This window comes from Streptomyces sp. NPDC002623, assembly GCF_053592635.1.
Genome location: NZ_JBSFWB010000004.1, coordinates 99486 through 125346, shown reverse-complemented (window position 1 = coordinate 125346; position 25861 = coordinate 99486). Strand labels below are relative to the sequence as shown.

20 protein-coding genes and 2 pseudogenes are annotated in these 25861 nt (G+C 71.2%); 12 read left to right on the top strand and 10 right to left on the bottom strand.

Features of this window, described 5'->3' with window-relative positions:
- Nucleotides 1-77: 77 nt before the first annotated feature.
- Entirely contained in the window at nt 78-1043 is a 966-nt protein-coding gene (locus ACWD4O_RS08610) for an intradiol ring-cleavage dioxygenase (RefSeq protein WP_451278749.1), read from the top strand.
- Nucleotide 1044: 1 nt separating this feature from the next.
- Here ACWD4O_RS08610 and ACWD4O_RS08605 read toward each other — a convergent pair whose 3' ends face one another.
- The gene (locus ACWD4O_RS08605) at nt 1045-2259 is read right to left on the bottom strand and encodes a glycosyltransferase family 4 protein (RefSeq protein WP_451278747.1); all 1215 of its coding nucleotides are present in this window, start codon (nt 2257-2259) and stop codon (nt 1045-1047) included.
- Nucleotides 2260-2520: 261 nt separating this feature from the next.
- On the opposite strand from ACWD4O_RS08605, the gene ACWD4O_RS08600 reads away from it, so the two are divergent.
- Nucleotides 2521-5994: an ADP-ribosylglycohydrolase family protein gene (locus ACWD4O_RS08600; protein WP_451278745.1), complete on the top strand. Its 3474-nt coding sequence runs from the start codon at nt 2521-2523 to the stop codon at nt 5992-5994.
- Between the two features lie 383 nt (nt 5995-6377).
- Nucleotides 6378-7187: an SIR2 family NAD-dependent protein deacylase gene (locus tag ACWD4O_RS08595; RefSeq protein WP_451278743.1), complete on the top strand. Its 810-nt coding sequence runs from the start codon at nt 6378-6380 to the stop codon at nt 7185-7187.
- On the opposite strand, the gene nadD is transcribed toward ACWD4O_RS08595, so the two are convergent.
- Complete coding sequence (nadD, locus tag ACWD4O_RS08590) at nt 7172-7753, bottom strand: nicotinate-nucleotide adenylyltransferase (RefSeq protein ID WP_451278741.1); 582 nt, start codon at nt 7751-7753, stop codon at nt 7172-7174. The two genes, ACWD4O_RS08595 and nadD, sit on opposite strands and share 16 nt — an antisense overlap.
- A 233-nt stretch (nt 7754-7986) precedes the next feature.
- Between nadD and ACWD4O_RS08585 the strand changes: the two genes are divergently transcribed.
- Together ACWD4O_RS08585 and ACWD4O_RS08580 are read left to right on the top strand one after the other, a co-directional pair.
- Entirely contained in the window at nt 7987-8421 is a 435-nt protein-coding gene (locus ACWD4O_RS08585; RefSeq protein WP_451278739.1) for a hypothetical protein, read from the top strand.
- 103 nt (nt 8422-8524) lie between these two features.
- On the top strand, nt 8525-9553 hold the full coding sequence (locus ACWD4O_RS08580) for a dioxygenase family protein (RefSeq protein WP_451278737.1): 1029 nt from the start codon (nt 8525-8527) through the stop codon (nt 9551-9553).
- Nucleotides 9554-9601: 48 nt separating this feature from the next.
- On the opposite strand, the gene ACWD4O_RS08575 is transcribed toward ACWD4O_RS08580, so the two are convergent.
- Complete coding sequence (locus ACWD4O_RS08575) at nt 9602-10270, bottom strand: hypothetical protein (RefSeq protein ID WP_451278735.1); 669 nt, start codon at nt 10268-10270, stop codon at nt 9602-9604.
- 216 nt (nt 10271-10486) lie between these two features.
- Here ACWD4O_RS08575 and ACWD4O_RS08570 point away from each other — a divergent pair, with 216 nt between their 5' ends.
- From ACWD4O_RS08570 to ACWD4O_RS08560, 3 genes are read left to right on the top strand one after another with little or no spacing between them, the layout of a single operon-like run.
- Nucleotides 10487-11098: a DUF4956 domain-containing protein gene (locus ACWD4O_RS08570; RefSeq protein WP_451278733.1), complete on the top strand. Its 612-nt coding sequence runs from the start codon at nt 10487-10489 to the stop codon at nt 11096-11098.
- Nucleotides 11095-11895 (top strand): VTC domain-containing protein, encoded by an 801-nt coding sequence (locus ACWD4O_RS08565; RefSeq protein ID WP_451278731.1) that lies wholly within the window; start codon nt 11095-11097, stop codon nt 11893-11895. The genes ACWD4O_RS08570 and ACWD4O_RS08565 overlap by 4 nt, the downstream gene beginning before the upstream one ends.
- Complete coding sequence (locus ACWD4O_RS08560) at nt 11892-13775, top strand: carbohydrate-binding domain-containing protein (RefSeq protein WP_451278729.1); 1884 nt, start codon at nt 11892-11894, stop codon at nt 13773-13775. The genes ACWD4O_RS08565 and ACWD4O_RS08560 overlap by 4 nt, the downstream gene beginning before the upstream one ends.
- Nucleotides 13776-13824: 49 nt before the next feature.
- Here the strand turns inward: ACWD4O_RS08560 and ACWD4O_RS08555 are convergent, their stop codons facing one another.
- Nucleotides 13825-14190, bottom strand: coding sequence for a PH domain-containing protein (locus ACWD4O_RS08555; RefSeq protein ID WP_351905804.1), 366 nt, complete (start codon nt 14188-14190; stop codon nt 13825-13827).
- Between the two features lie 197 nt (nt 14191-14387).
- Between ACWD4O_RS08555 and ACWD4O_RS08550 the strand changes: the two genes are divergently transcribed.
- Nucleotides 14388-15731: a pectate lyase family protein gene (locus ACWD4O_RS08550; RefSeq protein WP_451278726.1), complete on the top strand. Its 1344-nt coding sequence runs from the start codon at nt 14388-14390 to the stop codon at nt 15729-15731.
- Between the two features lie 79 nt (nt 15732-15810).
- On the opposite strand, the pseudogene ACWD4O_RS08545 reads toward ACWD4O_RS08550, so the two are convergent.
- A pseudogene (locus tag ACWD4O_RS08545) lies at nt 15811-15975 on the bottom strand (Uma2 family endonuclease); the annotation flags it as partial.
- A 399-nt stretch (nt 15976-16374) separates the two neighbouring features.
- On the opposite strand from ACWD4O_RS08545, the pseudogene ACWD4O_RS08540 reads away from it, so the two are divergent.
- Nucleotides 16375-18012 (top strand): annotated as a pseudogene (locus tag ACWD4O_RS08540) (IS200/IS605 family accessory protein TnpB-related protein).
- Between the two features lie 26 nt (nt 18013-18038).
- Here ACWD4O_RS08540 and ACWD4O_RS08535 read toward each other — a convergent pair.
- Complete coding sequence (locus tag ACWD4O_RS08535) at nt 18039-18512, bottom strand: ATP-binding protein (RefSeq protein WP_451278724.1); 474 nt, start codon at nt 18510-18512, stop codon at nt 18039-18041.
- A gap of 154 nt (nt 18513-18666) precedes the next feature.
- Here ACWD4O_RS08535 and ACWD4O_RS08530 point away from each other — a divergent pair, with 154 nt between their 5' ends.
- Both ACWD4O_RS08530 and ACWD4O_RS08525 read left to right on the top strand, forming a co-directional pair.
- Nucleotides 18667-19545, top strand: a complete 879-nt coding sequence (locus tag ACWD4O_RS08530) for a helix-turn-helix domain-containing protein (RefSeq protein WP_451278722.1) — start codon at nt 18667-18669, stop codon at nt 19543-19545.
- Nucleotides 19542-19751: a DUF397 domain-containing protein gene (locus ACWD4O_RS08525; protein ID WP_451278720.1), complete on the top strand. Its 210-nt coding sequence runs from the start codon at nt 19542-19544 to the stop codon at nt 19749-19751. Before ACWD4O_RS08530 ends, ACWD4O_RS08525 begins: the two co-directional genes overlap by 4 nt.
- 66 nt (nt 19752-19817) lie before the next feature.
- On the opposite strand, the gene ACWD4O_RS08520 is transcribed toward ACWD4O_RS08525, so the two are convergent.
- The 4 genes from ACWD4O_RS08520 to ACWD4O_RS08505 form a co-directional block, all read right to left on the bottom strand.
- Nucleotides 19818-21719 carry a pentapeptide repeat-containing protein gene (locus tag ACWD4O_RS08520; protein WP_451278718.1) on the bottom strand — a complete coding sequence of 634 codons (1902 nt, stop codon included), beginning with the start codon at nt 21717-21719 and terminating at the stop codon, nt 19818-19820.
- A gap of 107 nt (nt 21720-21826) precedes the next feature.
- Entirely contained in the window at nt 21827-22312 is a 486-nt protein-coding gene (locus ACWD4O_RS08515) for a hypothetical protein (protein ID WP_451278716.1), read from the bottom strand.
- A 133-nt stretch (nt 22313-22445) separates the two neighbouring features.
- Nucleotides 22446-24167 (bottom strand): methionine--tRNA ligase, encoded by a 1722-nt coding sequence (metG, locus tag ACWD4O_RS08510; RefSeq protein WP_451278714.1) that lies wholly within the window; start codon nt 24165-24167, stop codon nt 22446-22448.
- A gap of 119 nt (nt 24168-24286) precedes the next feature.
- The coding region (locus ACWD4O_RS08505; RefSeq protein WP_451278712.1) for a VWA domain-containing protein at nt 24287-25861 on the bottom strand (1575 nt) is incomplete at its 5' end.

Sequence of the window (25861 nt, the reverse complement as noted above, 5' to 3'; positions counted from 1 at the left end):
GCCACATTCGTTTTCCACGGCAACTGACAGCTCTTCCTTATGCTCCTGACAGGTTTCGTCCCTAGCGTCCGGGCCTCATGACGGGAACTCAGAAACCACACAGTGAACAGGACTTAACGCGTCGCAAGGTCGTGGCCGTGGGCGCGGGCGGTATCGCCGCAGCGGGTCTCGGCGGCACGGCGTTCGCGGCCGACGCGCTCGGCAAGGACGGCCGCGGCGGCCGAGGCGACCGGGGCACGCCGCCGGTCGAGGACGGCGTCTGCTACCGGCTCACCACCGAGACCACCGAAGGCCCCTACTACATCGACGCCGACAAGCTCCGGCGCGATGTCACGGAGGACCGCGAGGGCATTCCGCTCTCCCTCGCCCTGAAGGTGATCGACTCGGAGAGCTGCAAACCGGTCCGGAACGCGGCCGTCGACATCTGGCACTGCGACGCGGCGGGCGTGTACTCGGGCTACGAGGACATGGGCAACGGCGGCGGCGGAGGCGGCGGCCCCGCGCCGACCGGCGAGCCCCCGACCGACGCGCCCACCGGCGCACCCACGGGCGCGCCTCCCGGCGGCGGCCACGCGGAGCCCACGGACGACACCCGCTATCTGCGCGGCACCTGGCGCACGGACCGGCACGGCCAGGTCACCTTCAAGACGGTGTTCCCGGGCTGGTACCGCGGCCGTACCGTGCACATCCACGTCAAGGTGCATGTGAACGGCGAGTGGACCGACGCCGGTTACGAGGGCGGGAACACCTGCCACACCGGTCAGTTCTTCTTCGACGAGGAGTCCGTGCTGGCCTCCGCGGTGGTGGAGCCGTACGCGAGCAACACCGCCGAGCGCACCACCCTCACCGAGGACACGATCTACGACCAGAGCGGTGTCCAGGGCGGTCTGCTGAAGCTGCGTTACGACAAGCGGGACATCTCGAGGGGCGTCCGCGGGTCGATCACGGTCGGCGTGGATCCGGACGTGACCGAGGACGGCCAGGACACCCCGCCGGCGCCCAGCGCATCGGCGTCGGCATCCCCGTCGGCCTCGGCCTCGTAGCTCAGCCGGGGGTCTCCCGCACTTCCGCGATCGCCTCCGCCAGCACCTCGCGCACCGCCCCCGCCACCCGTTCCGGCGCGTATGCCGTACGCGTCCGGGCGCTGTGGCGGCGGGCGGTGCGCCGGCGGTGGGCGGGGTCCGCGACCAGGGCGCAGAGCCGGTCGGCGACGTCCTCGGGACGGTCGTAGAGCACGTCCGGGTCGCCGTCCGTGATCTCGGGATAGGCGCCGGTGGCGGGCAGCAGCGGGCAGGTCTCGGTGGCCATGGCCTCCAGGGTCGCCACGCCGAGGCTCTCGTGGAGGGCGGTGCTGACCTGGATGTCGGACTGCCACAGGGTGCGGAAGTAGGCGTCGAGCGAGAGGTCCTCGCCGAGCGTGACCCGGCCGGGGTACCGGCGGCACAGCTCCCGCAGGGCCGTGCCGGCCGGCCCGCCGGCGGGGAAGTGCCGGGTGACGACGAAGCGGGCGGAGGTGCGGCGCAGCACCTCGTCGGCCGCGGCGACGAAGAGTTCCGGCCGTTTCGCGGGGATGGGCGCGTGGTTGAAGACAATGGTCACGCCACCGCCACCGCCACCGCCACCGCCATCGCCACCGTCACCGCTGTCGCTGTCACGATTGCTCCCCTCGCTCCCCTCGCTTTCCCCGTGCTCCGGCGGTCGGGCGGCGTCGATGCGGGCCAGGTCCAGGGGCAGGCCGACCGGGCGCAGCCGGGCGGTGAGCTCCTTCGCGGCGACCGGGCCGGCCTCGGCCAGCGAGGACAGCAGGGTCTGGTGCAGACAGTCGCTGACCAGCAGCACCCGGTCGGCGGCGAGCAGATTGCCCAGGTCGGCCCAGCGCAGCCGCGGGTAGCGCTCGAAGCGGAACAGGTCGGTGGGATCCCAGTGGGTGCCATGGGTGTAGGTGACCAGGGGGAGACGGGCGCCGGCGTCGTCGAGGATGCGGCGCAGGTCGCAGGTGAACGGCCAGAACGCGTGGAACGCGAGGACGGCGTCGGGCCGGCGCGGACCGCGCACCGCCGCGTCGAACGCTTCCAGACACCGTGCCGTCCAGGCGGTCTGGTGCGCGGTGGGCGCCACGGCGAGGACGTCGACGTCATCGCCGTGCGCGGCGAGCCCGCGGACGAGGGCGTCGGAGCAGGTCACCCCGAATCCCATGGCGTCGCTCGCGCGGGCCCGCCCGCTGCCGGGCAACTGCGTGAACGTGGGAACGAAGAGCACTCTCAACCGGCCACCTCGCAACTGACGGGGGCGCTCGCGCGCCCTTTCCGTGCGACAAGTGCCGTCTCCCGTACGGGACTTTCCGGCGGTAACCTCACGATGCCTGCGACGGGGGGAGGGGCCTTGTCGATATTCGATGACACGAACCGGGCTCGACGATCGGCAGTACGGATCTTCGCGGACCGCTATGAACTCAGTCGCCGTTTCATAGAACGGGTCAACGAGGATCCGCCGCCGCGAACGATCACATTTTATTGGGCGGTGGGCGGCGCCGGAAAGACGTCCCTGTTACGCCTGTTCGAAAGCAGATGCTGCCTGCGGCTCCCCGCCGAGCAGTGGGAACGGCTGCGCACGGTCCCGGAGGAGCACTTCGTGGACGCGATCGAGGGGACGCCCGACGCGGTGCGCATCCCGCACGCCTTTCTCGACTTCGGCGCCGCGCCGTCCGGGGAGAATCGTCCTCAGGAATGTTTCAGCGCCCTTTTCATGCTCAAACGGCAACTCGAGCGGTACGGAATCAGGACGCCCGGTTTTGATTTCGCGGCCATCGCCTATCTGCACAAGTCGGGAGCCGACGTCCGGTCGTTGATCGAGGACGTCTTTCCGCGCTCCGAGCTGGCTTTCGCCGCCGTCGTCGCGGACGCGTTGCTGCAGGTGCCCGCCTTCCAGATCGGCACCGCCCTCGTGGAGTCCGTCCGCGGCCGGCTCTCCGGCCTGCTGGAACAGCGCCGCATCCGCAGGCATGTGCCGCGGGAGGTGATCGCGGAGGTCATGGCGCTGCCGCCGGACCCCGATCTCGCCGACCAGCTGCCGCGGTTCTTCGCCCAGGACCTGCGGGCGGCCCTCGCGTCCCGGCGCGGCCCCCGGCGGATCGCGCTGCTCTTCGACACCTACGAGTCGTTCGCGGGCGAGGTCGCCCAGGCCGGCCACCCGCTCCTCGTCGACACCGCGGGCCCCCGCTGGATCCGGACCCTGCTCGGAAACCTGCCGCTGGGGGACGGCGTCCTCGTGGTCATGGCCGGCCGCACCCCGCCGCGCTGGCACGAGGCGTTGCTCGACCCGATCCCCGAGGAGTACGTCGAACTCGTGCCCCTGGGTCCGCTGCACGCCGGCTTCGCCCACCGCTATCTGGCCGAGTCCGGCGTGGACGACCCCGAACTGCGCGCGGCCCTCGTGGCATACGCCTCCGTCGAACCGGACCAGGTGCACCCGCTGGTGCTCGCGCTCTGCGCGGACGTGGCGCTGGCCGCGGCGGCCGAGGGCAGCCCGCTGCGCGCCACGGAGCTGGCCGGCACCCGCGAACTGCTGACCAAGGAACGCGAACTGGCCGCCCGGCTGCTGTCCAGGGTCGGGCCCGACGTCGTCGAAGCCGTGCTCGCGGTGGCCGCCGCCCGCTCCTTCGGCCGGGAGGTCTTCGACCACCTCGGCGCACGGCTCGACTTCCCGACCTCGACGGCGATATTCCGCCGCATCACCGGCTTCTCCTTCGTCACCCCCTACCGCGAGGAGGGCGCCGCCGGCCGGTTCGCCGTGCACGCGCTGCTGCGCAGGGCGCTGTCGCGGATGGACCCCGGCGCGAGTTCCCAGGCCCACGCCGCCCTCGCTGCCTACTATGACGCCATGCCCGCCGACGACTTCACCGCACGGCTGGAGCGGGTCTACCACCGCGGCAGGCTCGACGCGGCCGGGGGCATGGGCGAATGGCGTACGGAGATGGAGCGCGCGCTCGCCACCAGCCGCTTCGACCGCTGCCGGGCCCTGATCGTGCTGCACGGCAGCATGGAACCGGCGCCGGAACCCCTCGCCCGGGCCTGCTCCTATCTGGTCGCCAAGGGCGAGATCGCGCTCGGCCACTGGGAACAGGCCGAACAGGTGCTCGCCGGCCTTCCCCAGGACTCCGCCCACGCACTGCTGCTGAGAGCGGACCTCGCCTTTGTGCGCGGCGACTTCGACCAGGCGATGGAGTGCTCCACCGAGGCCCTGACCCGGGCCGGCGCCGGCCCGGCGCGGCTGCCCGTCCTCTACCGGGCGGGTGAGCTCCGGCTGTTCCTCGGCAGGTTCGACGAGGGGCGGGCGCTCACCGAGGAGGGCCTGGCGCTGCTCGGCGCGGACGGCGACGCCAACCAGCTCTGCCGCTGGCACGTCCTCCTCGCCGAGCTGGAGTTCTTCTCCGGCGGGATGGAGCGCGCCAAGGAGCAGCTGCGGCTCGCCCGGCAGCAGCTGGCCGCTCTGCCCGAGACGGAGTGGGACCCGGTGAGCCACGCCAATCTGCGGGTGGACGAGGCCGTCGTCGCGGAGGCGGACGACCGTCCGCTGGACGCCCGCGCCGGACAGGGCGACGCGCTGCGGATCCGCCGTGCCATAGCGGACGCGCGGGGCGCCGCCCACGCCACGAACGGGCTCGGCCTCGCCGCGCTCCAGCTGGCGGATCCCGCCGAGGCGGAGCGCTGCTTCACCGCGGCCGCGGTCGCCGCCCGCGACCTGGGCGAGGAACTCCTGCTGGCCAAGACCGCCCGCGGCCGCGCGGAGGCCGCCGTCCTCGACGGCCGGCTCGCCGACGCGGACCGGCTCGCCGACCAGGCCCTGAGCGAGTTCCACCGGCTCGGCGTGCCCTACGACGTCGTCCACGGCCGGATCACGAAGTCCCGTGTGCAGCGTGCCCTCGGCGACGACGCGGGCTGGCTCGGCACGGTCGAGGAGGTGCGCTCGGTCATCGAACACGACAGCTTCCACAGCCTCTACCTGCGCTGTCCCGAGGTCCGGCCGGCCGACGCCCGCCGTATCGCGGGCGCGCTGCGCGCCTTCGCCGCGGGGGACGCGCTGGGCGTGCCCTGGGAGGGGAAGCATCCGTCCCTGATCGAGCGGGACCGGGTGGCGGAACTCCCGGCCGCGCAGTGGGAGGGCGACTGGCCGCGCGGCTGCACATCGGACGACACGGAACAGACGCTGCTGGTGGCGGGCTATCTGACGGACGAGGCAGGGCGGGGGACGGTCTCGGCCGAGGGGTTCCTCGCCCTGCTCGCCGACCGGGCCGCGGCCGGTATGCGGGGCATCGGCCCCACGACGACGGCGGCCCTCGACCACTTCCGCGCCACCGGCCGCCCCCCGGACTCGGCGCCGTCCGGGCGACGTGGCACCAACGGGGCGGCGATGCGGGTCATGCCGGTGGGCTGGGCCGTCCCCGTCTCCCGCCCCGACCTGCGCCGCCGCCACGCGGAATCCCTGGCCAGGGCCACGCACGCCGACGAGGAGTCCATCGCCGCGGCCTGTGTGCTGGCCGCGCTGGCCGCCTGGTCCGTGGAGTCGGTGAGCCTCGACACCGTCCTGGACGCCGGCCGCGAAGAGGCCGAGTGGGCCCTGCGCCACTTCACCGGCGCGGGCGGCCTCCGGGAGTTCCTCGACGCGCTGGACGGCCGTTGGCGTCCCCCGGCCGAGGGCATCGGCCTCGCCGCCGGGGAGACGGCCGCGGCGGTGGCGTACGTACTGACGCGGGGGGAGGGTCCCGCGGGCGGCGAAGGCCTGGCCGAGGCCCTGCTGCGCGCGGTCCTGCTCGGCGGCGACACCGACACGGTGGCGGCCCTGGCCGGCGGAGTACTGGGCGGCCGGGACCCGGACGGGGCGACGGGCCTGCCCTGGTGGCCGACGGTGCGCTTCGAGGAGGAAGCCCAGGCCGAGACCCAGGCCGGAAGGCTGGCGGACATGCGGTGCGTCCGATACCGCCCGGGGACTTCATGAGCGGGGGCTCGGAGGGGGCTGAGGGTTCGGAGGGAGCCGGGGGCTCGGAGGGGGCTGAGGGTTCGGAGGGAGCCGGGGGCTCGGAGGGGGCCGGGGGTTCGGAGGGAGCCGAGGGCTCGGGGGTCCCCGGCGGCGGCACTTCGGCCCTGGGGGCGTCCGAGATGCCGGCGGTCTCCGCAGGCACGGACGTTCCCGCGGGCCCCGGGCCCGGGGTCTCCCCGGGTTCTGGGATTTCCGCGGGTTCCGCGGGTTCCGGGTTCTCCGCGGGCTCCGGGATTTCCCCGGGTTCCCCGGGTTCCGGGATTCCCGCGGGCTCCCCAGGCACCGGGTTCTCCGTGGGTTCCCCGGGTTCCGGGGGCCCCTGGAAGCCGCGGGTTGCGTCCATGGCATGGGTGGCGCGGGGGATCGTCGGGGGCGGTCGGGCCGTGGCGGTGTTGGCCGGGGCCGGGGTGTCCGCTTCGGCGGGGGTGTCGACCGGGCAGGAACTGCTGCGGGGTATCGCCGCGCGGCGGGGCGAGGACATCGACGGCGACCCCGTCGACTGGTATCTCGGCCGGCACGGCGCGTTCCCCAACTACATCCGCATGCTGCAGAGCGAGGGCGACGTCTCCCATGACACCCTCGCCCTGCCCAGCCGCCACTTCGACCGACGGCCGGACGGCGGTCCCACCCGCCCCACCCCCGCCCACCGCGCCCTCGCCGCGATGGTCGCCGACGGCCTGCTGGGACCCGTCCTGACGACGAACTTCGACCGCCTCCTGGAGACGGCGCTGGGCGAGGCCGGCGCACCGGCCGAGGTCGCCCTGGAGCTCGGCGGGATCGCGGCGGCGACGCGGCGGATCGCGGCCCGGACGCGTGGCCGCGAGCTGGTCAAGCTGCACGGCGACTACCTCGACATCCGCATCCGTGACACCTCGTGCGGCTTCGCCACCTACCACCCCGTCATCGAGGCCTTCCTGGAGACCGTGCTCGGCGCGTGCGATCTGCTGGTCTGCGGCTGGTCGGCCAGCTGGGACATCCCCCTGCGCCAGGCCCTGGAGCGGACCGCGCGACCGGACCGGCGCACGTTCTGGCTGCAGTGCGGCCCCCCGACGGACCCGGCCCTGCGCGTCATGCGGGCCCGCGATGCGCTGGTCGTCCCGGTGACCGACTCCGACGCGGGCCTGACGGCACTGGCTCAGTCGACGGCATAGAGGCCGCGCTCGGCGATGTACGCGGCGACGCCGTCCGGGACCAGGTAGCGGACGGGGCGGCCGGCGCGTACGCGGGCGCGTATCTGGGTGGACGAGATCCGCCACGGGGACGCGGGAACGTACAGCCCCGACCGGGGCAGCCGGGCCGGGTCCGGTACGTGGTCGGCCCGCCCGCACACGATCAGCCGGGCGAGCCGGGGGATCGTCTCGGCCTCGTACCACTGCGAGATGCCCTCGGCGGCGTCGGTCCCGACGATGAGGAACAGCTCGGCGGCAGGCCCGAGCGCCCGGCGGAACGCCCGGAGCGTGGGCGCGGTGTAACTGGGCCCGGGACGGTCGGTCTCGACCCGGCTGACGGAGAGCAGTGGGTTGGGCCGGCAGGCGAGCTCCGCCATGGCGAGCCGGTCCGCGGCCGGCGACACCGCGCGGGGGTCCTTGTGGCAGGGCTCGCCGGTGGGCACGAGCACGACGTGGTCGAGGCCGTGGGCGGACGCGGCGATGACGGCGTTGTGCAGATGGGCGTGGTGTATCGGATCGAAGGTTCCGCCCATGATGCCGATCCGCATGCCGGCGCACCCCCCAATGCGTCCGCTACCGCAACACGCCCTGCTCACCCGTGGTTTGACGGCAGGTCATCCTACGTCCGCCACGGGTGTCGTCCCCACCTGGAGACCTCACCGGAAGCGCACAGGGATCCCGGGGTGCGCCCACAGCGGCCTGTCGTCTCATAGGGGAAGAGGGCAGACAAAGGGCCGACAAGCGTCGACATGGGTCGGCGGGGCGAGGGAGGAAGCCGGCGATGGGATCGATGGGATCGATCGGGTCGATGGGATCCACGGGGTTCATGATCATGCTTTCGGTGCTGCTGATCGTCGGCGCGGTGGTGGGGGTGGTGGCTCAGCGGCGCGCCCGGCGCAGCCGTCGTCCGTCCGACCTGGACGCGGAGGCGGAGGCGAACCACTGGCTCGTCCGGCTGGGCGGCGGCCTGGTCCCCCCGGACGTGCGGGCCTGGGCGCGGGCGGACGAGACGGCGGGCCAGGCGCTGACCAGCGCGGCGCAGTGCCATCGCACGGCGCGAGCCCAGCTGGCGCAGGCCCGCACGGCGGCGGAGTACGCGGAGGTGACACGGGTGGCGAAGGAGGGCCTGGACCATCTCCGGACGGCGCGCGCGGCACTGGGACCCGACCCGGAATTCAGTAAGGCAAGGCTTGCCTTGGCGGATTCAATATCATGAGTCGGCCGAAAACGGGCCCCCGTCCGAAGCCTTTTTGCCTGGCCATGGAATTCCACAGGCCTTTCCCACGGGTTTGACAGGGCCGCTGCCTAGTTTCGCGCTCATGACGGGAAACATCGAGAACAACGACAACGAGCAGAGCGTCGCGGACGACCAGCAAGGCCCCAAGCACAAGCGTGATCTGACCCGCCGCAAGGTCGTCGTCGCTGGTGCGGGTGCGGCTGTCGCCGTCGGTGCGGGCGGTGCGCTCGCCGCCGGCGCCTTCGCCGGGGAGAAGAAGGCCACGGGCAAGCCCGCCAAGGCCTCGGCCAGCGCCGGTGAGTGCTACAAGCTCACCTCCGAGACCACCGAGGGCCCGTACTACATCGACGCGGACAAGATCCGCAAGGACATCACCGAGGACAAGGAGGGCATCCCGCTCACCCTCGCCCTCAAGGTGATCGACTCCGAGACCTGCAAGCCCATCGCGAACGCCGCCGTCGACGTGTGGCACTGCGACGCGCTCGGCATCTACTCCGGCTACGAGAGCCTGTCCACCGGTGGCGGTGGCGGCACCGCGCCGACCGACGCGCCCTCCGGCACGCCGACCGACGTCCCCACCGGCACCCCCACCGGTGAGCCGCCGGCCGGCGGTGGCGGCGGTGGCGGCGGGCACGAGGAGCCCACCGACGACGAGCGCTACCTGCGCGGCACCTGGAAGACCGACAAGCACGGCCTGGTCACCTTCAAGACGATCTTCCCGGGCTGGTACCGCGGCCGCACCGTGCACATCCACACCAAGGTGCATGTGAACGGCGAGTGGACCGACGCCGGTTACGAGGGCGGGAACACCTGCCACACCGGTCAGTTCTTCTTCGACGAGGAGTCCGTGCTCCTCTCGGCCACGGTGGAGCCGTACTCCACCAGCACCACCGAGCGCACGACCCTCACCGAGGACACGATCTACGACCAGAGCGGTGTCCAGGGCGGTCTGCTCAAGCTGAAGTACAACAAGAAGAACATCGCCAAGGGTGTCATCGGGTCGATCACCATGGGCGTCGAGCCCGACGCGACCCACGAGGGCACCGACGACGCCTCCCAGCCGAGCGCGTCCAGCACGGAGTCCGCGACGGCTTCGGCCTCGGCCAGCTGAATCAGCCGGCTGAGTCGCTCAGCCGATTCGCGGCAGGGGGCGTCCCGGTCACTCGTCCGGTGACGCCCCCTCCTCCAGCAGTCGTTCCGCGATGTCCGTTGACCAGGACTGGGCCCACGCCCGCAGGTCGACGATGTCGGGCTCCGTGAGTCCGTACCGCGTGAACGCCGTGTCCGGGTAGTGGTCCGTGCCCTCCAGCCGGGTCTGCAGCGTGGGCAGATCGAACGCGTCCCGCGCGTGTCGGCGGGCCAGTTCCTCCAGGTCCGGGTGGCTGAAGCGGGCCGCCGCGGCCCGGGCGTCGATCAGGTCCACCGCCAGACCGCGGTCGTACAGCGCCCGGATCTTCGTGCCCACAGCGTCCGGCAGAGACAGCGTCTCGCCGTAGACCGTCGGCACGGGCGGGCTCCACAGGGTCTCCTTGTGCAGGGCGAGATGCAGCGCGATGCCCGTCCCCGGGTCCAGGACCGTCAGCCGCGCCGACAGCGGGTCCGTGTCCTGGACGGTCGCCTCACGCCCCCGGCCCGTCAGCTCTTCCCCCAGTGTCCGGGCGATCTCCGCCATCGGCTCGGCGCTCTCCGTGGCCAGGTCCACGTTCGCGTGCGGGCGTCGGAGCAGGCCGTGGGCTTCCAGGGCATAGCCGCCGGCCAGCGAGAACGGGGCGGACGGCACGCCGAAGACGTCCACGAGGAGGCGCAGGTGCTGCTCGATGAGGTCCACCGGGCAGTCGTAGCAGACCGGGCGGCCGTACGGTCCGCAACGCCACGGGCGCGCGCCGCCGTCGGGCGAAACAGATGGAGGTCTGTCAACTGCAAAGAATCCACCTGTAGTTTCTCCACACTTCATCTGAACTTCCTCCGGACTTTCTCTGCACTTCTCAAAGTCGCTTAAGGAATCTCCAAGGCAGGGCACAGGAAGCTCTCCCATCGTCGTGTCATGAGCACCCAAACGGTCCTCGTGGTCACGGACCTCGTCGCCATCTCCGTCCTGGCCTTCGGCGTGTACTTCCCCCGCCACCACCGCCGGGACATGATCACCGCGTTCCTCGGCATCAACGTCGGCGTGCTCGCCGTGGCGATGACGCTGAGCTCCGCCTCGGTGGGCATCGGGCTGGGGATGGGCCTGTTCGGGGTGTTGTCGATCATTCGGCTGCGGTCGTACGAGATCGCCCAGCACGAGATCGCCTACTACTTCTCGGCGCTGGCCATCGGCCTGCTCAACGGCATCCCCGAGAAGGCGACGGCGCTGCCCGTCTCCCTCACGGCGCTGATCGTCGGCACGCTGTTCGTCGCCGACCACCCCCGCCTCTTCGCCCGGCACCGCTCGCGCAGCCTGCGTCTCGACTCCGCGTACACCGACGAGGACGCCCTGCGCGCACACCTCGAAGTGCTGCTGGGCGGGCGGGTGGTGAACCTGTCCGTCAAGAGCATCGACCTCGTCAACGACATCACCCAGGTCGAGGTCAGATACGTGCTGCCGGGCAAGGCGCGGGCCGCCGCCCCCTCGGCCGTGGAGTCCGCGCGGCCGCGGCCCGGGGTGCGGGCGTGACCGCGCTCGACTCCCTCGGCACGGCCGTCGGCGCCCTGCGACCCGTCGGACTCGACGAACTCGTCGCACAGGCCGAGCTGTTGACCCGCCTGGACCGCAAATACGTACTCCCCCTCCCCGACCTGCCGTTCGTGCTCGGCGGGCTCGACACGGACGTACGGGTCCTGGAGATCGCCGGGGAGCGCGACTTCGGGTATCGCTCCCGCTACTTCGACACCCCGCAGCTCGACGCCTACCTGGGCGCGGCGCGCGGTCGCCGCCGCCGCTTCAAGGTGCGGATCCGCAGCTACCTCGACTCCGGGCTCGACTTCCTGGAGGTCAAGACCCACGGACCGCGCGGAACGACCGTCAAACAGCGGATCCCGTACGAGGGCGACGAGGGCGACGACCACGGTCTCGACGGCGCCGGCCGTGCCTTCGTCGACGCCGTCCTCGCCGCCGCCGGCATCGACTCCCGCGGCTTCCGCCTCCGGCCCGCGCTGACCACGACATACCGGCGCACGACCCTGCTGCTGCCCGACGACGGCAGCCGGGTGACCGTCGACACCGGGCTGCGCTGGGCCCTGCCGGACGGATCCCGGGCACTGGGCGCCGCCGACCGGGCCGTCGTCGAGACGAAGGCCGGACGGGCCGGGTCCGGCGCCGACCGGCTGCTGTGGTCGCTCGGCCACCGGCCCTGCACGGTCTCCAAGTACGGCACCGGCCTCGCCGCCCTGCGCCCCGAACTCCCCGCCCACCGCTGGCTGCCGGTCCTGCGGCGCCACTTCCCCACCGCCCTCGACGGGAGCCCCGGATGAGCATCAGAACAACGGTTCGGCGGAAGTCGGCCGCCGGCCTCGCCTCCGCCGCCCTGGCCTCCGCAGCCCTGGCCTGCGCCGCGCTCGTCGGCTGCTCGTCGGGCGGCTCCGAGGAGGCCGACGGCGGTTCCGGGGCGTCCGCGTCGAGCTCGGCGGGCGTCGCCGTCGACGGTACGCAGAGCGCCGCCGCCGTGCTCGCCGCGAACAAGAAGGCCCACGACGCCGACGCCGATGTATCGGGCGCCGTGGACATCACGCTCGACGGCGACTCGGCCACCGTCGGCGGCGCGGGCGCCAAGGCCGACGGCTCCACGGTGACCATCACCGCGGCCGGCGTCTACCGGCTCAGCGGCACGCTCACCGACGGGCGGATCGTCGTCGACGCGCCCGACGCGACGGTGAAGCTGCTCCTCGACGGGGCGAAGATCTCCAGCTCCAGTGGTGCGGCCGTCGCGGCCACCGCGGTGGACGAACTGGTCGTCGTCCTCGCCGACGGCAGCGCGAACACCCTCTCCGACGCCGACTCCTACGCCGACGACGCCGAGGTCAACGCCGCCCTGTTCAGCGCCGGCGACCTGACGCTCGCGGGCGCCGGCACGCTCACCGTGCGCGGAAACGGCGCCGACGGGATCGCGAGCAAGGACGGGCTGGTCCTAGCCTCCGGGACGGTGCGGGTCACCGCCGCCGACGACGGCGTCCGGGGCAAGGACTACCTGGTCGTCCAGGGCGGCACGCTCACCGTCGACGCGGGCGGCGACGGGCTCAAGGCCGACAACGCCGACGACGCGGACTCCGGATACGTGTCCGTGGCGGGCGGCGCGGTCGACGTCACCGCCAAGGGCGACGGCGTCGACGCGGCCACCGACCTCGTCGTCTCCGGCGGCCGGCTGACCGTCGGCAGCGGGGGCGGGAGCGGCGCCGAGCCCTCCGACGACGTCTCGGCCAAGGGGCTGAAGGCGGGCGTCATCGACGTCCTGGCGGGCGGGACGATCGCGGTGGACGCCGCCGACGACGCCGTGCACAGCGACGGCGCCGTCCACTTCGCCGGGGCCACGGTGTCGGCCGCGAGCGGCGACGACGGGGTGCACGCCGAGGGCGACCTCGTCATCGACAAGGGCACGTTGAAGGTCACGAAGGCGCAAGAGGGCCTGGAAGGCGCCGACATCGTCGTGAGCGGCGGGGCGGTCTCGCTCGTCGCCAGCGACGACGGCATCAACGCGTCCGGCAGCAGCGGGAGTTCCCAGGAAGGCGGGGGTGGCGGTCCGGGCGGCGGGGGTGGCGGGGGCGGCGGTGAGAACGTCGGCGCGTTCAAGCTGACGGTCACCGGCGGCACGCTGCTCGTCGACTCCGAGGGCGACGGCCTCGACTCCAACGGCACCGCCGAGATCAGCGGCGGCACGGTCGTCGTCAACGGCCCCCAGCGGGGCGGCAACGGCGCGCTCGACGTCAACGGGGACTTCCGCGTCAGCGGCGGCACCCTGCTCGCCGCCGGCAGTTCGAGCATGGTCGTCGCCCCCGACGAGGACTCGGCGCAGGGCTGGCTGTCGGCGACCCTCGACTCCTCCGTCCCGGCGGGCACGACCCTGCACGTGGTCGACGCCGACGGCAAGGTCGTGGCCACGTACGTCACGTCCAAGCAGATCCAGAACGTCGTCTTCTCGTCGTCCGCGATCACGTCCGGGAAGGAGTACCGGATCTACTCCGGCGGAACAGCGCCGACCGGTGCCGAAGGCGCCGACGGCACGGGCGGCCTCGCGGCGAAGCCGGGCACGCTCGGCTCGGCGCAGCAGATCGGCACGGCGACGGCCGGCCAGGCCCCGGAGGGCGGCGGGTTCGGCGGGGGCGGCGGCGGTGGCGGTCCGGGCGGAGGCCGCCAGTGACACCGGCGGCCCCCGCTCCCTGAAGGACCGGCGCTACTTCTCTGCTTCTCTACTTCGCCACGAACTGCGTGAGGATCGCCTGCACCTCGTAGATGTCCACGCCCTTCGTGAACGTCTTCTCGATCGGCACGGACGAGCCGGAGACCCAGATCTTCAGCTCCGCGTCCAGGTCGAAGGTGCCGGCGGTCTCCACCGCGAAGTGGGTGATGCTGCGGTACGGGATGGAGTGGTACTCCGTCTTCTTGCCGGTGATCCCCTGCTTGTCGACGAGGATCAGCCGACGGTCCGTGAACATGATGGTGTCCCGGATCAGCAGGAAGGCGGCCTGGACCTGCTCACCCTGCCCCAGCAGCCGCGCGTAGTCCTGCTGGGCCTGCGCCGGATCGATCGGGTGCGCGTTCCCGAAAAGTGCCATGGATGTCCCCCAAGTTCGTCCCCATGGGCGGCGTTTGCCCCCCTCGCGGCACCTTAAGGGGCAGGTGAGGGAATCGTGAAGGCGTTTGAGCGGGCGGCGCACGAGTCGGCAGAAAAAATTCTTGACGGGCGGCAACTCTTCACACGGCGGCGACCACTGACAGGACGTAAGCCCGCTCCTCCCCGTAAGGATCCCCCGTGGCAGTTACCTCCCACCGCCGGTCCCTCCGCTCGCGCCGCACCCTCGTGATCTCCGCCGCCGCGGTGGCCGCGGCCGTCGGCGCCGGCGTCGTCGTGATGAACGCGAACGCCGGGACCGTCGACCTGTACCACCAGACGCTCGCCGCGAAGGACGGCTGGGCCTCCTCCGGCACGGGCACGACCGGTGGCGCCAAGGCCGACGCCGCACACACCTTCACCGTCTCCACCCGCGCCCAGCTCGTGAAGGCGCTGGGCTCCGCGTCCGACACCACCCCGCGGATCATCAAGGTCAAGGGCACCATCGACGCCAACACCGACGACGCGGGCAAGGAGCTGACCTGCGCCAACTACGCGTCGGGCACGGGCTACTCGCTCTCGGCCTACCTGAAGGCGTACGACCCCGCCTCCTACGGCACCTCCAAGCTGCCCTCCGGCACCCAGGAGAAGGCGCGCGCCGCCGCGCAGACCAAGCAGGCGAAGAACATCGTCTTCAAGGTGCCCGCCAACACGAGCATCGTGGGCGTGCCGGGCACGGCCGCCGGGATCTCCGGCGGCATGCTCCAGATCCAGAACGTGGACAACGTCGTCGTCCGCAACCTGACCTTCGGCGCCACCGAGGACTGCTTCCCGCAGTGGGACCCGACCGACGGCGACGACGGCAACTGGAACTCCAACTACGACTCCGTCACCCTGCGCGGCGCGACCCACGTGTGGGCCGACCACAACACGTTCACCGACGCACCCCACCTGGACAGCGCCAACCCCAAGTACTACGGCCGCGAGTACCAGATCCACGACGGCGCCCTGGACATCACCAAGAGCTCGGACCTGGTGACGGTGTCCCGCAACCAGTTCACCAACCACGACAAGACGATGCTGATCGGCAGCAGCGACAGCGAGCCGGCCGGCAAGCTGCGGGTGTCCATCCACCACAACATCTGGAAGGGCATCGTCCAGCGCGCCCCGCTGGCCCGCGTCGGCCAGGTGCACATCTACAACAACTACTACGACGTCACGACCCTCAACGGCTACGCGACGCAGTACAGCATCAACTCCCGCGCCAAGGCCCAGGTCGTCGCCGAGAACAACTACTGGAAGGTGCCGACCGGCGGCAAGATCGCCAAGCTCCTCAGCGGCGACGGCACCGGCTCGGTCAAGGGCTCCGGCAACGTCGTCAACGGCACGGTCACGGACGTCGTCGCCGCGTACAACGCCGCTTCGTCGAAGGACCTGAAGACGACGGTCAACTGGACCCCGACCCTCACCGCGGGCCTGGAGACGTCAGCAAAGAACCTGCCGACGACCCTGTCCACGACCACGGGCGCAGGCGTCCTGCAGTAACCCCAAAATCGCGCGAGGGCCGGGAGACCACGAGCCCCCGGCCCTCGCGTCCCTGCCGGAAGCGACGCGCGAACACGATTCACTCGCCCGCCCCGCCTCCGTAGCGCGGCAGGTTCTGGGTCGAGATCGTCCAGTCGGCGATGGTGACGTCCTCGCCGTAGACGAAGTCCTTGCGGGTGGCGTAGCGGGGGCCGTCGGGCGTGGAGTGGATGTCAGTGAGGACGGCTCCGGTGCCGGTGGGAGGCGCCCTGCTGCGCGTTGTCCGAGGCGGTCATGGCGCCCGCTCCTTGTCTGCGCAGTCGCGACACAGTCCGGGCTCGGCCGCGCGGATTCCCCGGTCACAGCCGTCGCAGTTCCGGAGCCGGTGCCGGACGGTCGGTGGCGGCTCGGGGGCGCGGTACGGCGGGAGTGGTGGGAGCTGGGCGGTGGGCCAGGAAGGCGACCGGGCGGTGCAGGGGTTGGAGCTGCTGACGCTGGAGTGCGTTCAAGAGTGTTCTGGTGAGCGGGAGTGAGTGTGGGTGGGCGGTGTCGTGTCGTGTATCTCGGCCGTGGGGTCGCTGTTTTGGCGGGGAACTGACGTTCTCGCCTCGAATGCGTGACCTTCCTGGGTGGTGCTCGTTTGCCATGGCGACAGGGTTCTTCGGTGGTATCGGGCGGGGGTGACGGGGTGGGGGAGCCGTTCGTCGCGTCCGGTCCGAGCGGTGTGGCTGTCCGGACCCGCCTCAAGCAGCTGACACCGGACGATGAGCAGGTGTTGCGTCTGGTGGGTGCACATCTGGGGTCGCTGGCCTCCAAGGACCTCAAGGCGCGTTGCCGGGACGGCCTGTCGCATTCCACCGAGGCGTGGGCGGTGCGCAAGCGGGAGCTGACGCCGTTGTCGTCGTCGCGGTGGGCGGGCAGCATCACCAAGGCCACGCATGACCAGTGGGCACTGGCCCGCCGCTGCCAGTTGGCGCACATCCAGAACCTGGAAGCGGGTGTTCGTACCATCGAGGGCCGGCTGTCGCTGCCGGTCGGGCAGAAGGGGACGAGGAAGGCACCCGGGGGTTACCGGTCCTCGCGGGAGTGGCATGCGAAGTCGCGGCGGGTGCGGGTCCTGCAGGACCGGCTGGCCGGTGCGCGGGCCGACCGTGAGGCCGGACTCGTCCACGTCGTACGCGGCGGCAAGCGTCTGGCCCGCACCCGCCACCACCTGGACGCCGCCGGGCTGACCGAGTCCGGATGGCGGGGGCGGTGGGAGGCGGAGCGTTGGTTCTGCCAGGCGGACGGTGAGTCCGGCAAGCGCTACGGCAACGAGACGATCCGTATCAGCCCGGACGGCGAGGTGAGCATCAAGCTCCCCGCGCCGCTCGCGTATCTGGCGAACGCCCCGCATGGCCGCTACGTTCTGGCCTGCCGGGCCGTGTTCGCGCACCGGCGCGAGGAGTGGGCCAACCGGGTCGCGGCCGACAGGGCGATCGCCTACCGCATCCACCTCGATACCGGCCGGGACCGCTGGTATCTGACCGCCTCCTGGCAGATCCCGCCCACTCCCGCCATCCCGTTGGAGGCCGCGCTCGCGCACGGCGTGATCGGTGTGGACATGAACGCCGACCACCTGGCCGCCTGGCACCTGGACACCCACGGCAACCCGACCGGCGCCCCGCGCCATTTCTTCTACGACCTGACCGGCACCGCCGGACACCGCGACGCCCAGGTCCGCCACGCCCTGACCCGCCTGCTGCACTGGGCCCGGGCGTGCGGTGTGAAGGCGATTGCGGTGGAGGACCTGGACTTCGGTGCGCAGAAGACCCGGGAGAAGCACGGCCGCAGGAAACGCTTCCGGCAGCTGATCTCCGGCATGCCCACCGGCAGACTCCGCGCCCGGCTGGCCTCGATGGCCGACGCCACGGGGATCGCGATCATCGCCGTGGACCCGGCCTACACCAGCCGCTGGGGCGCCCAGCACTGGCAGAAACCCCTCACCAGCACGACTCGTCAGACCACCCGCCATGACGCTGCCGCCGTGGCGATCGGAAGGCGCGCCCAGGGACACCCGATCCGGCGACGGACGGCACCGCCCCCACCACACCGGAGCGATGCGGTGGGGCATCGGACCGTCCAGGCCGGACCAGGCTTCCCCGGGCGTGAGGGAACCCGCCCCCGTATCCCCGGACCACGGACACGATCCGCCGGCGCCGGACGCGGAGCGAACGCGGGCAACCAGAACGCCCAACACCGTCCGGGGCGTTCGGCCGAGCACGAGACCTGGCAACAGGACTCACTCCCGCTCAGTCTTTAGGGACGGTTTCTTTCTCCCAGTGGTTCTTAGAAAAGACCGCCGGTCGCACCGGAGCGCGGTTCCTTGTGCTCCGGTGTCTGAAGGCTCAGTTCGGCCCAGACGGTTTTGCGGGGGACCGGGCCGGGCTCCACGCCCCAGCGGTCGGCGAGGGCCTCGACGAGGAGGAGGCCGCGCCCCGAAACGGCCTCGGGGGTCGGGGGTTGGGGGCACGGGAGGTCGTCACCGCGCGTGTCCGCCACTTCGATGCGGAGTACGTCGGTGGTGGCGTGGAGGGCGAGACGGAAGCTGCGGCCGGGGAGCCGGCCGTGGGTCGCCGCGTTCGAGGCGAGCTCGGCGACGAGGTGTGCGGCGGTGTCGGTGAGTCCGGCCGGTAGATCCCAGGTGCGTAGCCACTCCGTGGCGAGGAGACGGGCGAGGCGGGCACCGCGTGGGGTGGGGGACAGCAGGACGCTGAAGTGACGGGTGCGGGGGTGGAGTTGGGTGGAGTTTTTCTGGTTCACATCACTGAGCGTGGCGGCGTGTGCTTACCGTGAGGAGTGACTCAGCCGGTCCGTACCGTGACTGTCCGGAGTTTGTCCGGTGCTGTCGGGGCTGTCGGCGCGGGCTGTACGGGTACGGGGCGTTGCGGCGCGTACGGACGACGGAGGGCGCGGAATGCAGCAGGTCAACGGCGACACGGGTCGGCTCAAGAGCGAGGCGGACGAGCCGGGCTGGGAGGTGGACCCGGACGACGACTGGGGTGTGGCGGTCGTCGCGACGGTGGGGCGGCAGTTGAAGCTGCGTCGGGAGGCGAAGGGGATGCGGGCCGCCGAGTTCGGGGTGGCGGTGGGGTACGGGGAGGACATGGTTTACAAGATCGAGGGGGGTAAGCGGATCCCACAGCTTGAGTTCCTGGACAAGGCGGACGAGGTGTTGGGGGCGGGTGGGCTGATCTCGGCGATGAAGGAGGACGTGAGGAAGGTCCGGTATCCGAAGACCGTTCGAGACTTGGCGAAGATGGAGGCCAAGGCGGTCGAGCTTCTCTCGTACGGAAGCCATGCTCTGCACGGCCTGTTGCAGACTGAGGAGTACGCGTGGGCGTTGTTGCGGACGCGGCGGCCTTCGCCTCCGGAGCAGGAGTTGGAGCGGGCGGTGGCTGCACGCATGGCCAGGCGGGACATCTACCAGCGCTCACCGGCTCCCGAGCTCAGCTTCGTCTTGGAAGAGGCGACGCTGAGGCGGCCAGTCGGAGGCAAGATGGTGAGGCGTAGGCAATTCGAACGTCTGCTGGAGCTGGCGCAGTTGCGGAACGTCGAAATTCAGGTGATGCCGATGGACCGCTGGGACCACCCTGGTACAGGCGGACGGATCCAGGTGCTGAAGTTCGGGGACGGAACGGCGGTTGGTCGCATGGACGACGAGTTCGGCGGCCGTCCCGTCTCCGACCCAAGGCAGCTCAGGATCCTCGAACTGCGCTATGGCATCATCCGGGCCGAGGCTCTGACCGCACGGGAGTCAGTGGCCTTCATCGAACAACTGCTGGGAGAGACATGATCCGCGAGGCTTCTGCCGGGGACCCTTCCGAGCTGGCGTGGTTCAAGAGCAGCTACAGCGACACCAGCAACCCCAACGACTGCGTCGAGGTTGCCACCACCCCCCGCATAATCCACGTCCGCGACTCAAAGAACACCCAGGGCCCCCGCCTGGGCTTCGCCCCGGAAGCGTGGGCGGACTTTGTGACGTACGCGTCGGGGAGCTGACCTCAACTGCTCGTGGCCCGAGCCTGGTTGATGCCGCAGGCGTCCTGCAGTAGCACGTGCTCCCGCTCACCAGGTGGCAGTAGTCCGATCGACGCCGTCCAGCCGTACGCCATCGAGGCCGGCGCCGGTGAAGATCGCGCCCTTGACTACCGTCGCCGGGTGGGTTTCGTCCTTGCTGAGGTCGGCACTCGTAAGGTAGGCATCCGTCAGATCCGCGTTCGTCAGGTTCGCGCCGGTCAGTTCAGCCGATTCAAAGTTGGTGCGGGCGCCGTCCTCCGAGGCCTGCGCGTGCGCGCCGATGAGGATGGCGCCGGTCAGATTCGCCCTGTAGAGGTACGCGCCGTCCAGCCAGGCTCCGCTGAGATCTGTTCCGATGAATTCGGCTTCGGTGAAGTTCCCGGAGCTCAACAAGGTCTCCTCCATGCGCGCATTGTTGAACCAGACATACTGGAACTCGCATTCCCGCATGTCGGCCCTGCTCAGGTCCGCGCCCTGCAGATCCGCGTCGGCGAAGTCGAGGCCGTAGAGGTCAGCGCCTACCAGGAAGGTGTCGCGCAGGTTGATGAAGGGCTCCCCGTCCACGACCTGGGTGCGTGACCCCAGCACGTCGAGTGCTGCCTGTACGTCCTCGGCGGCGTGTGTCTTCGGATCCTTGCGCAGGCGGTCGGCCGTGGCCTTGACCGGCATCTTCGCGCGCTCCCTGACATAGGCGCTCAATATCTTGACGATCGCCGGCTGTTCGCTCGGTGACTCCCGCATGATGCGCTGCAGCGCGTAGATGCTGCTGATCCTTACGTCGACCGAGTCGTCGCCCAGGCTGGAGACGGTCTCGCTGTAGGTGGTGGCCACCTGGTCTCGTCTGGTGAGACCAAGCGTCTCACTGGCCTGGCTGATCGTCACATAGGTGAAGACGAGCGCCAGCAGGGCCGGAACGGCCGGCATGGCCGTGGCGATCCACATGTAGCGCTGCCAGCGACCGGCGTCGGCAGCGGGTGCGGCCGCGGCCGGCGATGGGGGCGTCGGGGCCGGGGCGAGCTGGGCGGGATCGAGCAGGACGAACCACCGGGAGGCGTGCAGCCGGTCTTGGACGGTGGCCAGCAGGTCTACGAGGGCGGGCAGAGCCGTGTTCCCGTCCCGCAGGACCTGCCCCGCCGCCTCTCCCAGGGCCTCGCCCACGCGAGCGACGTGTTCCTCCAGCTCGGCCCGCCGTTGTGCGGCGAGAGGCAGGCCGTCTACCGCGAAGTCCTGTAGGGCGGCCCGCAGTTCGGACAAGCGCTGGTCGAGGACGGTCGCTTCCGGTGGCGGCACGCGCAAGGCATCGCGGCAGGCGGTCAGGACGTCCAGGCAGACGAGCAGGGGAGGCTCCTGCCGTGCCCAGAGGTCGAAGCTGCGGAGCGCCGTCCGCCGGATGCGCCACGCAGCCACGGGCAGGGACAGGGCGAATCCGAAGAACAGCCCCGACTCGGCACCGTCCCACCAGGGCTCACTGCCCTCTTCGCACCCGGTCAGCAGGGACCAGGAGGCGCAGGACTCCCTGTCCGTGTACCAGCCGCCTGAGCCGAGGAGCCTGGCCAGGACGGAATAGAAGCTTGGCATCTCCATGAAAGGACCGTCGCGGAAGTACTTGGAGACGATCATCCAGGCCCCGAGCAGGAGGCCGCAAAGCAGCAGCGTGAGCGGGACCGCCACACTCCACACTCTGCGGCCTGCCGACAGCACACGGTCCGAGCGGTCCGCCTCCACGAGACGGCGCAGGAGCTGGTCGGACGGGGTCGCTGCGGCCACTCCCAGATACCGGCGCAGGGCCAGCGCGGCACGCAGTCTGCGACGGACGTCCTCGGTGTGCGGGCGGGCGGCACGGCGCGGCACGAGAGCGATACGGCGCCCCGTGTGCCGGTGCGGGTCGCGGAAGGCTGCTGCCCGTACGACCAGCGGCCAGGCCGCCATCGTCACGGCGTATGCCGTCACCGCGCCCAACGCTGCGCGTATCCAGTCAGCCCAGGATGTGAAGTCCATAGCGTTCTCTCGCCCCCGCGATCACCGTCGTCGAACCAGTGCTCGTGGAGTATGCCCGCTCAGGTGTCGTAGGTGCCGTTCCACGGGGGGCCGAAGGCGAGGCGGTCGGGGTAGAGCTCTGCCCAGTCCTCGTCCTCGGTCTCGTCGTCCTTGCGGATCACGAGGCCGAACAGGACGTTCTCGTAGGTGAGTTGGAAGGGGCGGACGGCGATGTCCGTGTAGGAGCGGCGGGGCAGGCTGCGCAGCAGGGTCGCCAGGCGGACCCGGGCGCGGGTGAGGACCGAGTCGTCGCCGTGCGGGTTGCGCTGCTGCTCGGCCCAGGTGCCGGCGCACCAGATGTCCGAGTCGCGGTAGTGGCCCGCGGCGTCGAAGGTGTGCAGCACGGTGTAGAGGCGTTTGTGCTCTTCCCAGCCGTCGTCGAGACGGAAACCCTGGGGGAAGGCGTACGTGACCGACGCGAGGAACTGGCCGTCCGCGTACCGTCCGATGGACTCGGTGCGGTGCTTCGGCTCATAGGCGATCGGAATGACCTCGGGGACTGCCATGGCGGAAACCATACGGCTTGGCGAGAACATGCCGAAGCCGGGGGAAGACCTTCGTCTTTTCCTCTACATCTTCTCCGTCTTCGTTTTCCCTTCCCCGCCAGGTCCTTGCCTGGCGGGGCTTGCCGGGAAGACGTCAGCCCTCGGTGCCGCCGAAGCGCTCCTTGTACGCCTCCAGGTCCTCGTCCGTGAGCTTGGCGAAGAGGACCGGGGGGACGGTGAAGGGGGTGCCTGCGGGGACGGCGGTCAGGGCTCGGGCCTCGTCCGCAGTGATCCAGGTCGCCGTGTCGTCCGGCAGGGCGAAGGCCTCGCGCATGGTCTTCGCCGTCGACGGGATGAACGGCTCCGAGACCACCGCGTAGAGGTGGATCAGGTTCATCGCCGTGCGCAGGGTGAGGGCCGCGGCGTCCTTGTCCGTCTTGATCTCCAGCCAGGGGGCCTTCTCCTCCAGATAGGAGTTGCCGGCCGACCACAGGGCGCGCAGGGCGGCAGCCGCCTTGCGGAACTGGAGGGACTCCATCTGGGACTCGTACTCCGCGAGGAGCTCGGCGATCTGCTCGCCCAGCTTCGCCTCCGCCTCGCCGGGCGCGTCGCCCGCCGGGACCTCGTCGCCGAAGCGCTTCTTGGAGAAGGACAGGACGCGGTTGACGAAGTTGCCCAGGGTGTCGGCAAGGTCCTTGTTGACCGTGGCCGTGAAGTGCTCCCAGGTGAACGAGGAGTCGTCCGACTCGGGGGCGTTGGCGATGAGGAAGTAGCGCCAGTAGTCCGCCGGGAGGATGTCCAGGGCCTGGTCGGTGAAGACGCCGCGCTTCTGGGACGTGGAGAACTTGCCGCCGTAGTACGTCAGCCAGTTGAAGGCCTTGACGTAGTCGACCTTCTTCCACGGCTCGCGCACGCCGAGCTCGGTGGCCGGGAACATCACCGTGTGGAACGGGACGTTGTCCTTCGCCATGAACTCCGTGTAGCGGACGGTGTCGTCCGCCTCGTACCACCAGGACTTCCAGTCCCTGGTCTCACCGGCGGGCGCCGCGTCCGACCATTCCTTCGTCGCCGCGATGTACTCGATCGGGGCGTCGAACCACACGTAGAAGACCTTGCCGTCCGCCGCCAGCTCCGGCCAGGTGTCGGCCGGGACCGGGACGCCCCAGTCCAGGTCGCGGGTGATGGCGCGGTCGTGCAGGCCCTCGGTGAGCCACTTGCGGGCGATGGAGGAGGCCAGCTGCGGCCAGTCGGCCTCGTGCCGGGCGACCCATTCCTCGACCTCGTGCTGGAGCTTCGACTGGAGGAGGAAGAGGTGCTTGGTCTCGCGGACCTCGAGGTCCGTGGATCCCGAGATCGCCGAGCGGGGGTTGATCAGGTCCGTGGGGTCCAGGACGCGGGTGCAGTTCTCGCACTGGTCGCCGCGGGCCTTGTCGTAGCCGCAGTGCGGGCAGGTGCCCTCCACATAGCGGTCCGGGAGGAAACGGCCGTCGGCGGGCGAGTACACCTGGCGGATGGCGCGCTCTTCGATGAAGCCGTTCTCGTTCAGGCGGCGGGCGAAGTGCTGCGTGATGTCCACGTTCTGGGCGGAGGAGCTGCGACCGAAGTAGTCGAACGCGAGTGCGAATCCGTCGTAGACGGCCTTCTGCGCGTCGTGCGCCTGGGCGCAGAACTCGGCGACCGGGAGCCCCTGCTCCTTGGCCGCGAGTTCGGCCGGGGTGCCGTGCTCGTCCGTCGCGCAGATGTAGAGGACGTCGTGGCCGCGCTGGCGGAGGTACCGGGAGTACACGTCCGCCGGGAGCATGGACCCCACCATGTTGCCCAGGTGCTTGATTCCGTTGATGTACGGAAGGGCGCTGGTGATGAGGTGTCGAGCCATCGGAGGCTGCTCCCAGTCGGTCGTTTTTGTGAGGCTTGAACTTGAAATCGTAGCCGACATGGGTGGGCCGCCCGCCTCCCGTTTTACGGGGTGGGAGACGGGCGGCCACTGAGCGGGGGCTACGGGCGCCAGTTCGCCAGGATGCCCTCGTAGACCTCCGTGTCCGTGAGCTCGCGCGGGGTCTCGCCGGCGAGGAAGTGGGACGTGTTGGCCAGCTTCAGCTTGCGGAGGTAGTCGAACGCCTTGTTCTCCGGGTCACCGAAGGCGACGAAGGAGAAGAACACCGCGGGGTGGGCCTTCGCGGCGTCCGTGAGGGCCTGGGTGGCGGGGGTCTTCGCGTCCGGGGCGCCGTCGGTCTGGAAGACGACCAGGGCCGGGGTGCCGGGGGCTTCCTTCTGGTGCTGGGTGAGGACGTCCTCGACGGCGGCGTGGTAGCTGGTGCGGCCCATGCGGCCGAGCCCTGCGTGCAGGTCGTCGATCTTGTTCTCGTGGTCGGCGAGGGTGAGTTCGCCGGTGCCGTCCACCTCCGTGGAGAAGAAGGTGACGTGGACCTTCGTCTTCTCCGGGCCCTCGGGGTCGAGGTGGGCGGCGAGGGCGAGGGTCTGCTCGGCGAGGGCCTGGGCGGAGCCGTCCTTGTAGTACGGACGCATGGACGCTGAGCGGTCGAGGACGAGGTAGAGCTTGGCTCGGGCGTCGGTGAGGTGGGTGTTGGCGAGGGTTGCTGCTGCGGCTTCGTAGGCGGTGGCGAGACCGGGGGGGAGGTCGGGGGTGTTGCCCGCCACCCCCGCCTCGGCTCCGCCCTCGGCCCCCGCGCTCCCACCCGCACCACCCGTGACGCTTTCGTCGTCGGGTGCGGGTGGCCCCTGTGGGGCGTCCCCGCCATCGGCGACCGCGGCGACGGGGGTGGGGGTGGGGACGGAGGCGGGTGCGGCCTCCGCATCGGCCTCGGGCTCCGCCGCCTCGGCGACGGCGTTCGCGACCGGCTCGGCCTCGGCCTCGGCGGCCGGCGCGGGAACGGGCTCCGCCTCTGCCTCCTCGGCAACGGCAGCCACGACCGGCTCGGGCTCCGCCTCTGCCTCGACGACCGGCTCGGCCTCGGGCTTCGCCTCGGCGGCGGCGGCAGGCTCGGGCTCCGGGTCCGGCTCAGGGGCGACCTCGGCCTCGACCTCGGGCTCGGCGGCTGCTGTGGCCTCCGGAGCGGCCTCGACCTCGACCTCTGCCTCTGCCTCGGGCTCGGGAGTGGTCTCGGCCGTCGGTTCCGGCGCGGGCTTCTCCGCCTCGGGCTCGGCCGCCGGCTCCGCCGTCTCCACGACCGGCTCGGTCTCGGGCTCGGCGACCTCGGCGACGGGCTCGGCGACCGGCGTGGCTTCCGCCTCGGGCTCGGCGACCTCGGTCGCCGTTTCGGACGTGGGCTCCTCGGACGCCGCCGCCTCTGCGGTCGCCTCCGGGGCGGCTTCCGCCTCGGGCTCCTCGGCCTCGGCCACAGCCACAGGCTCGGCCTCAGCCTCGGAGTCAGCTGTCGGCGCCTCGGCCTGAGCCTCCGCTGCCGGCTCCTCGGCCGTCGCCTCGGCTTCCGCCTCAGCCGTCGGCGTCACCTCCGCCTCGGCTTCCGCCTCAGCCGTCGGCGTCACCTCCGCCTCGGCTTCCGCCTCAGCCGTCGGCGTCACCTCCGCCTCGGCTTCCGCCTCAGCCGG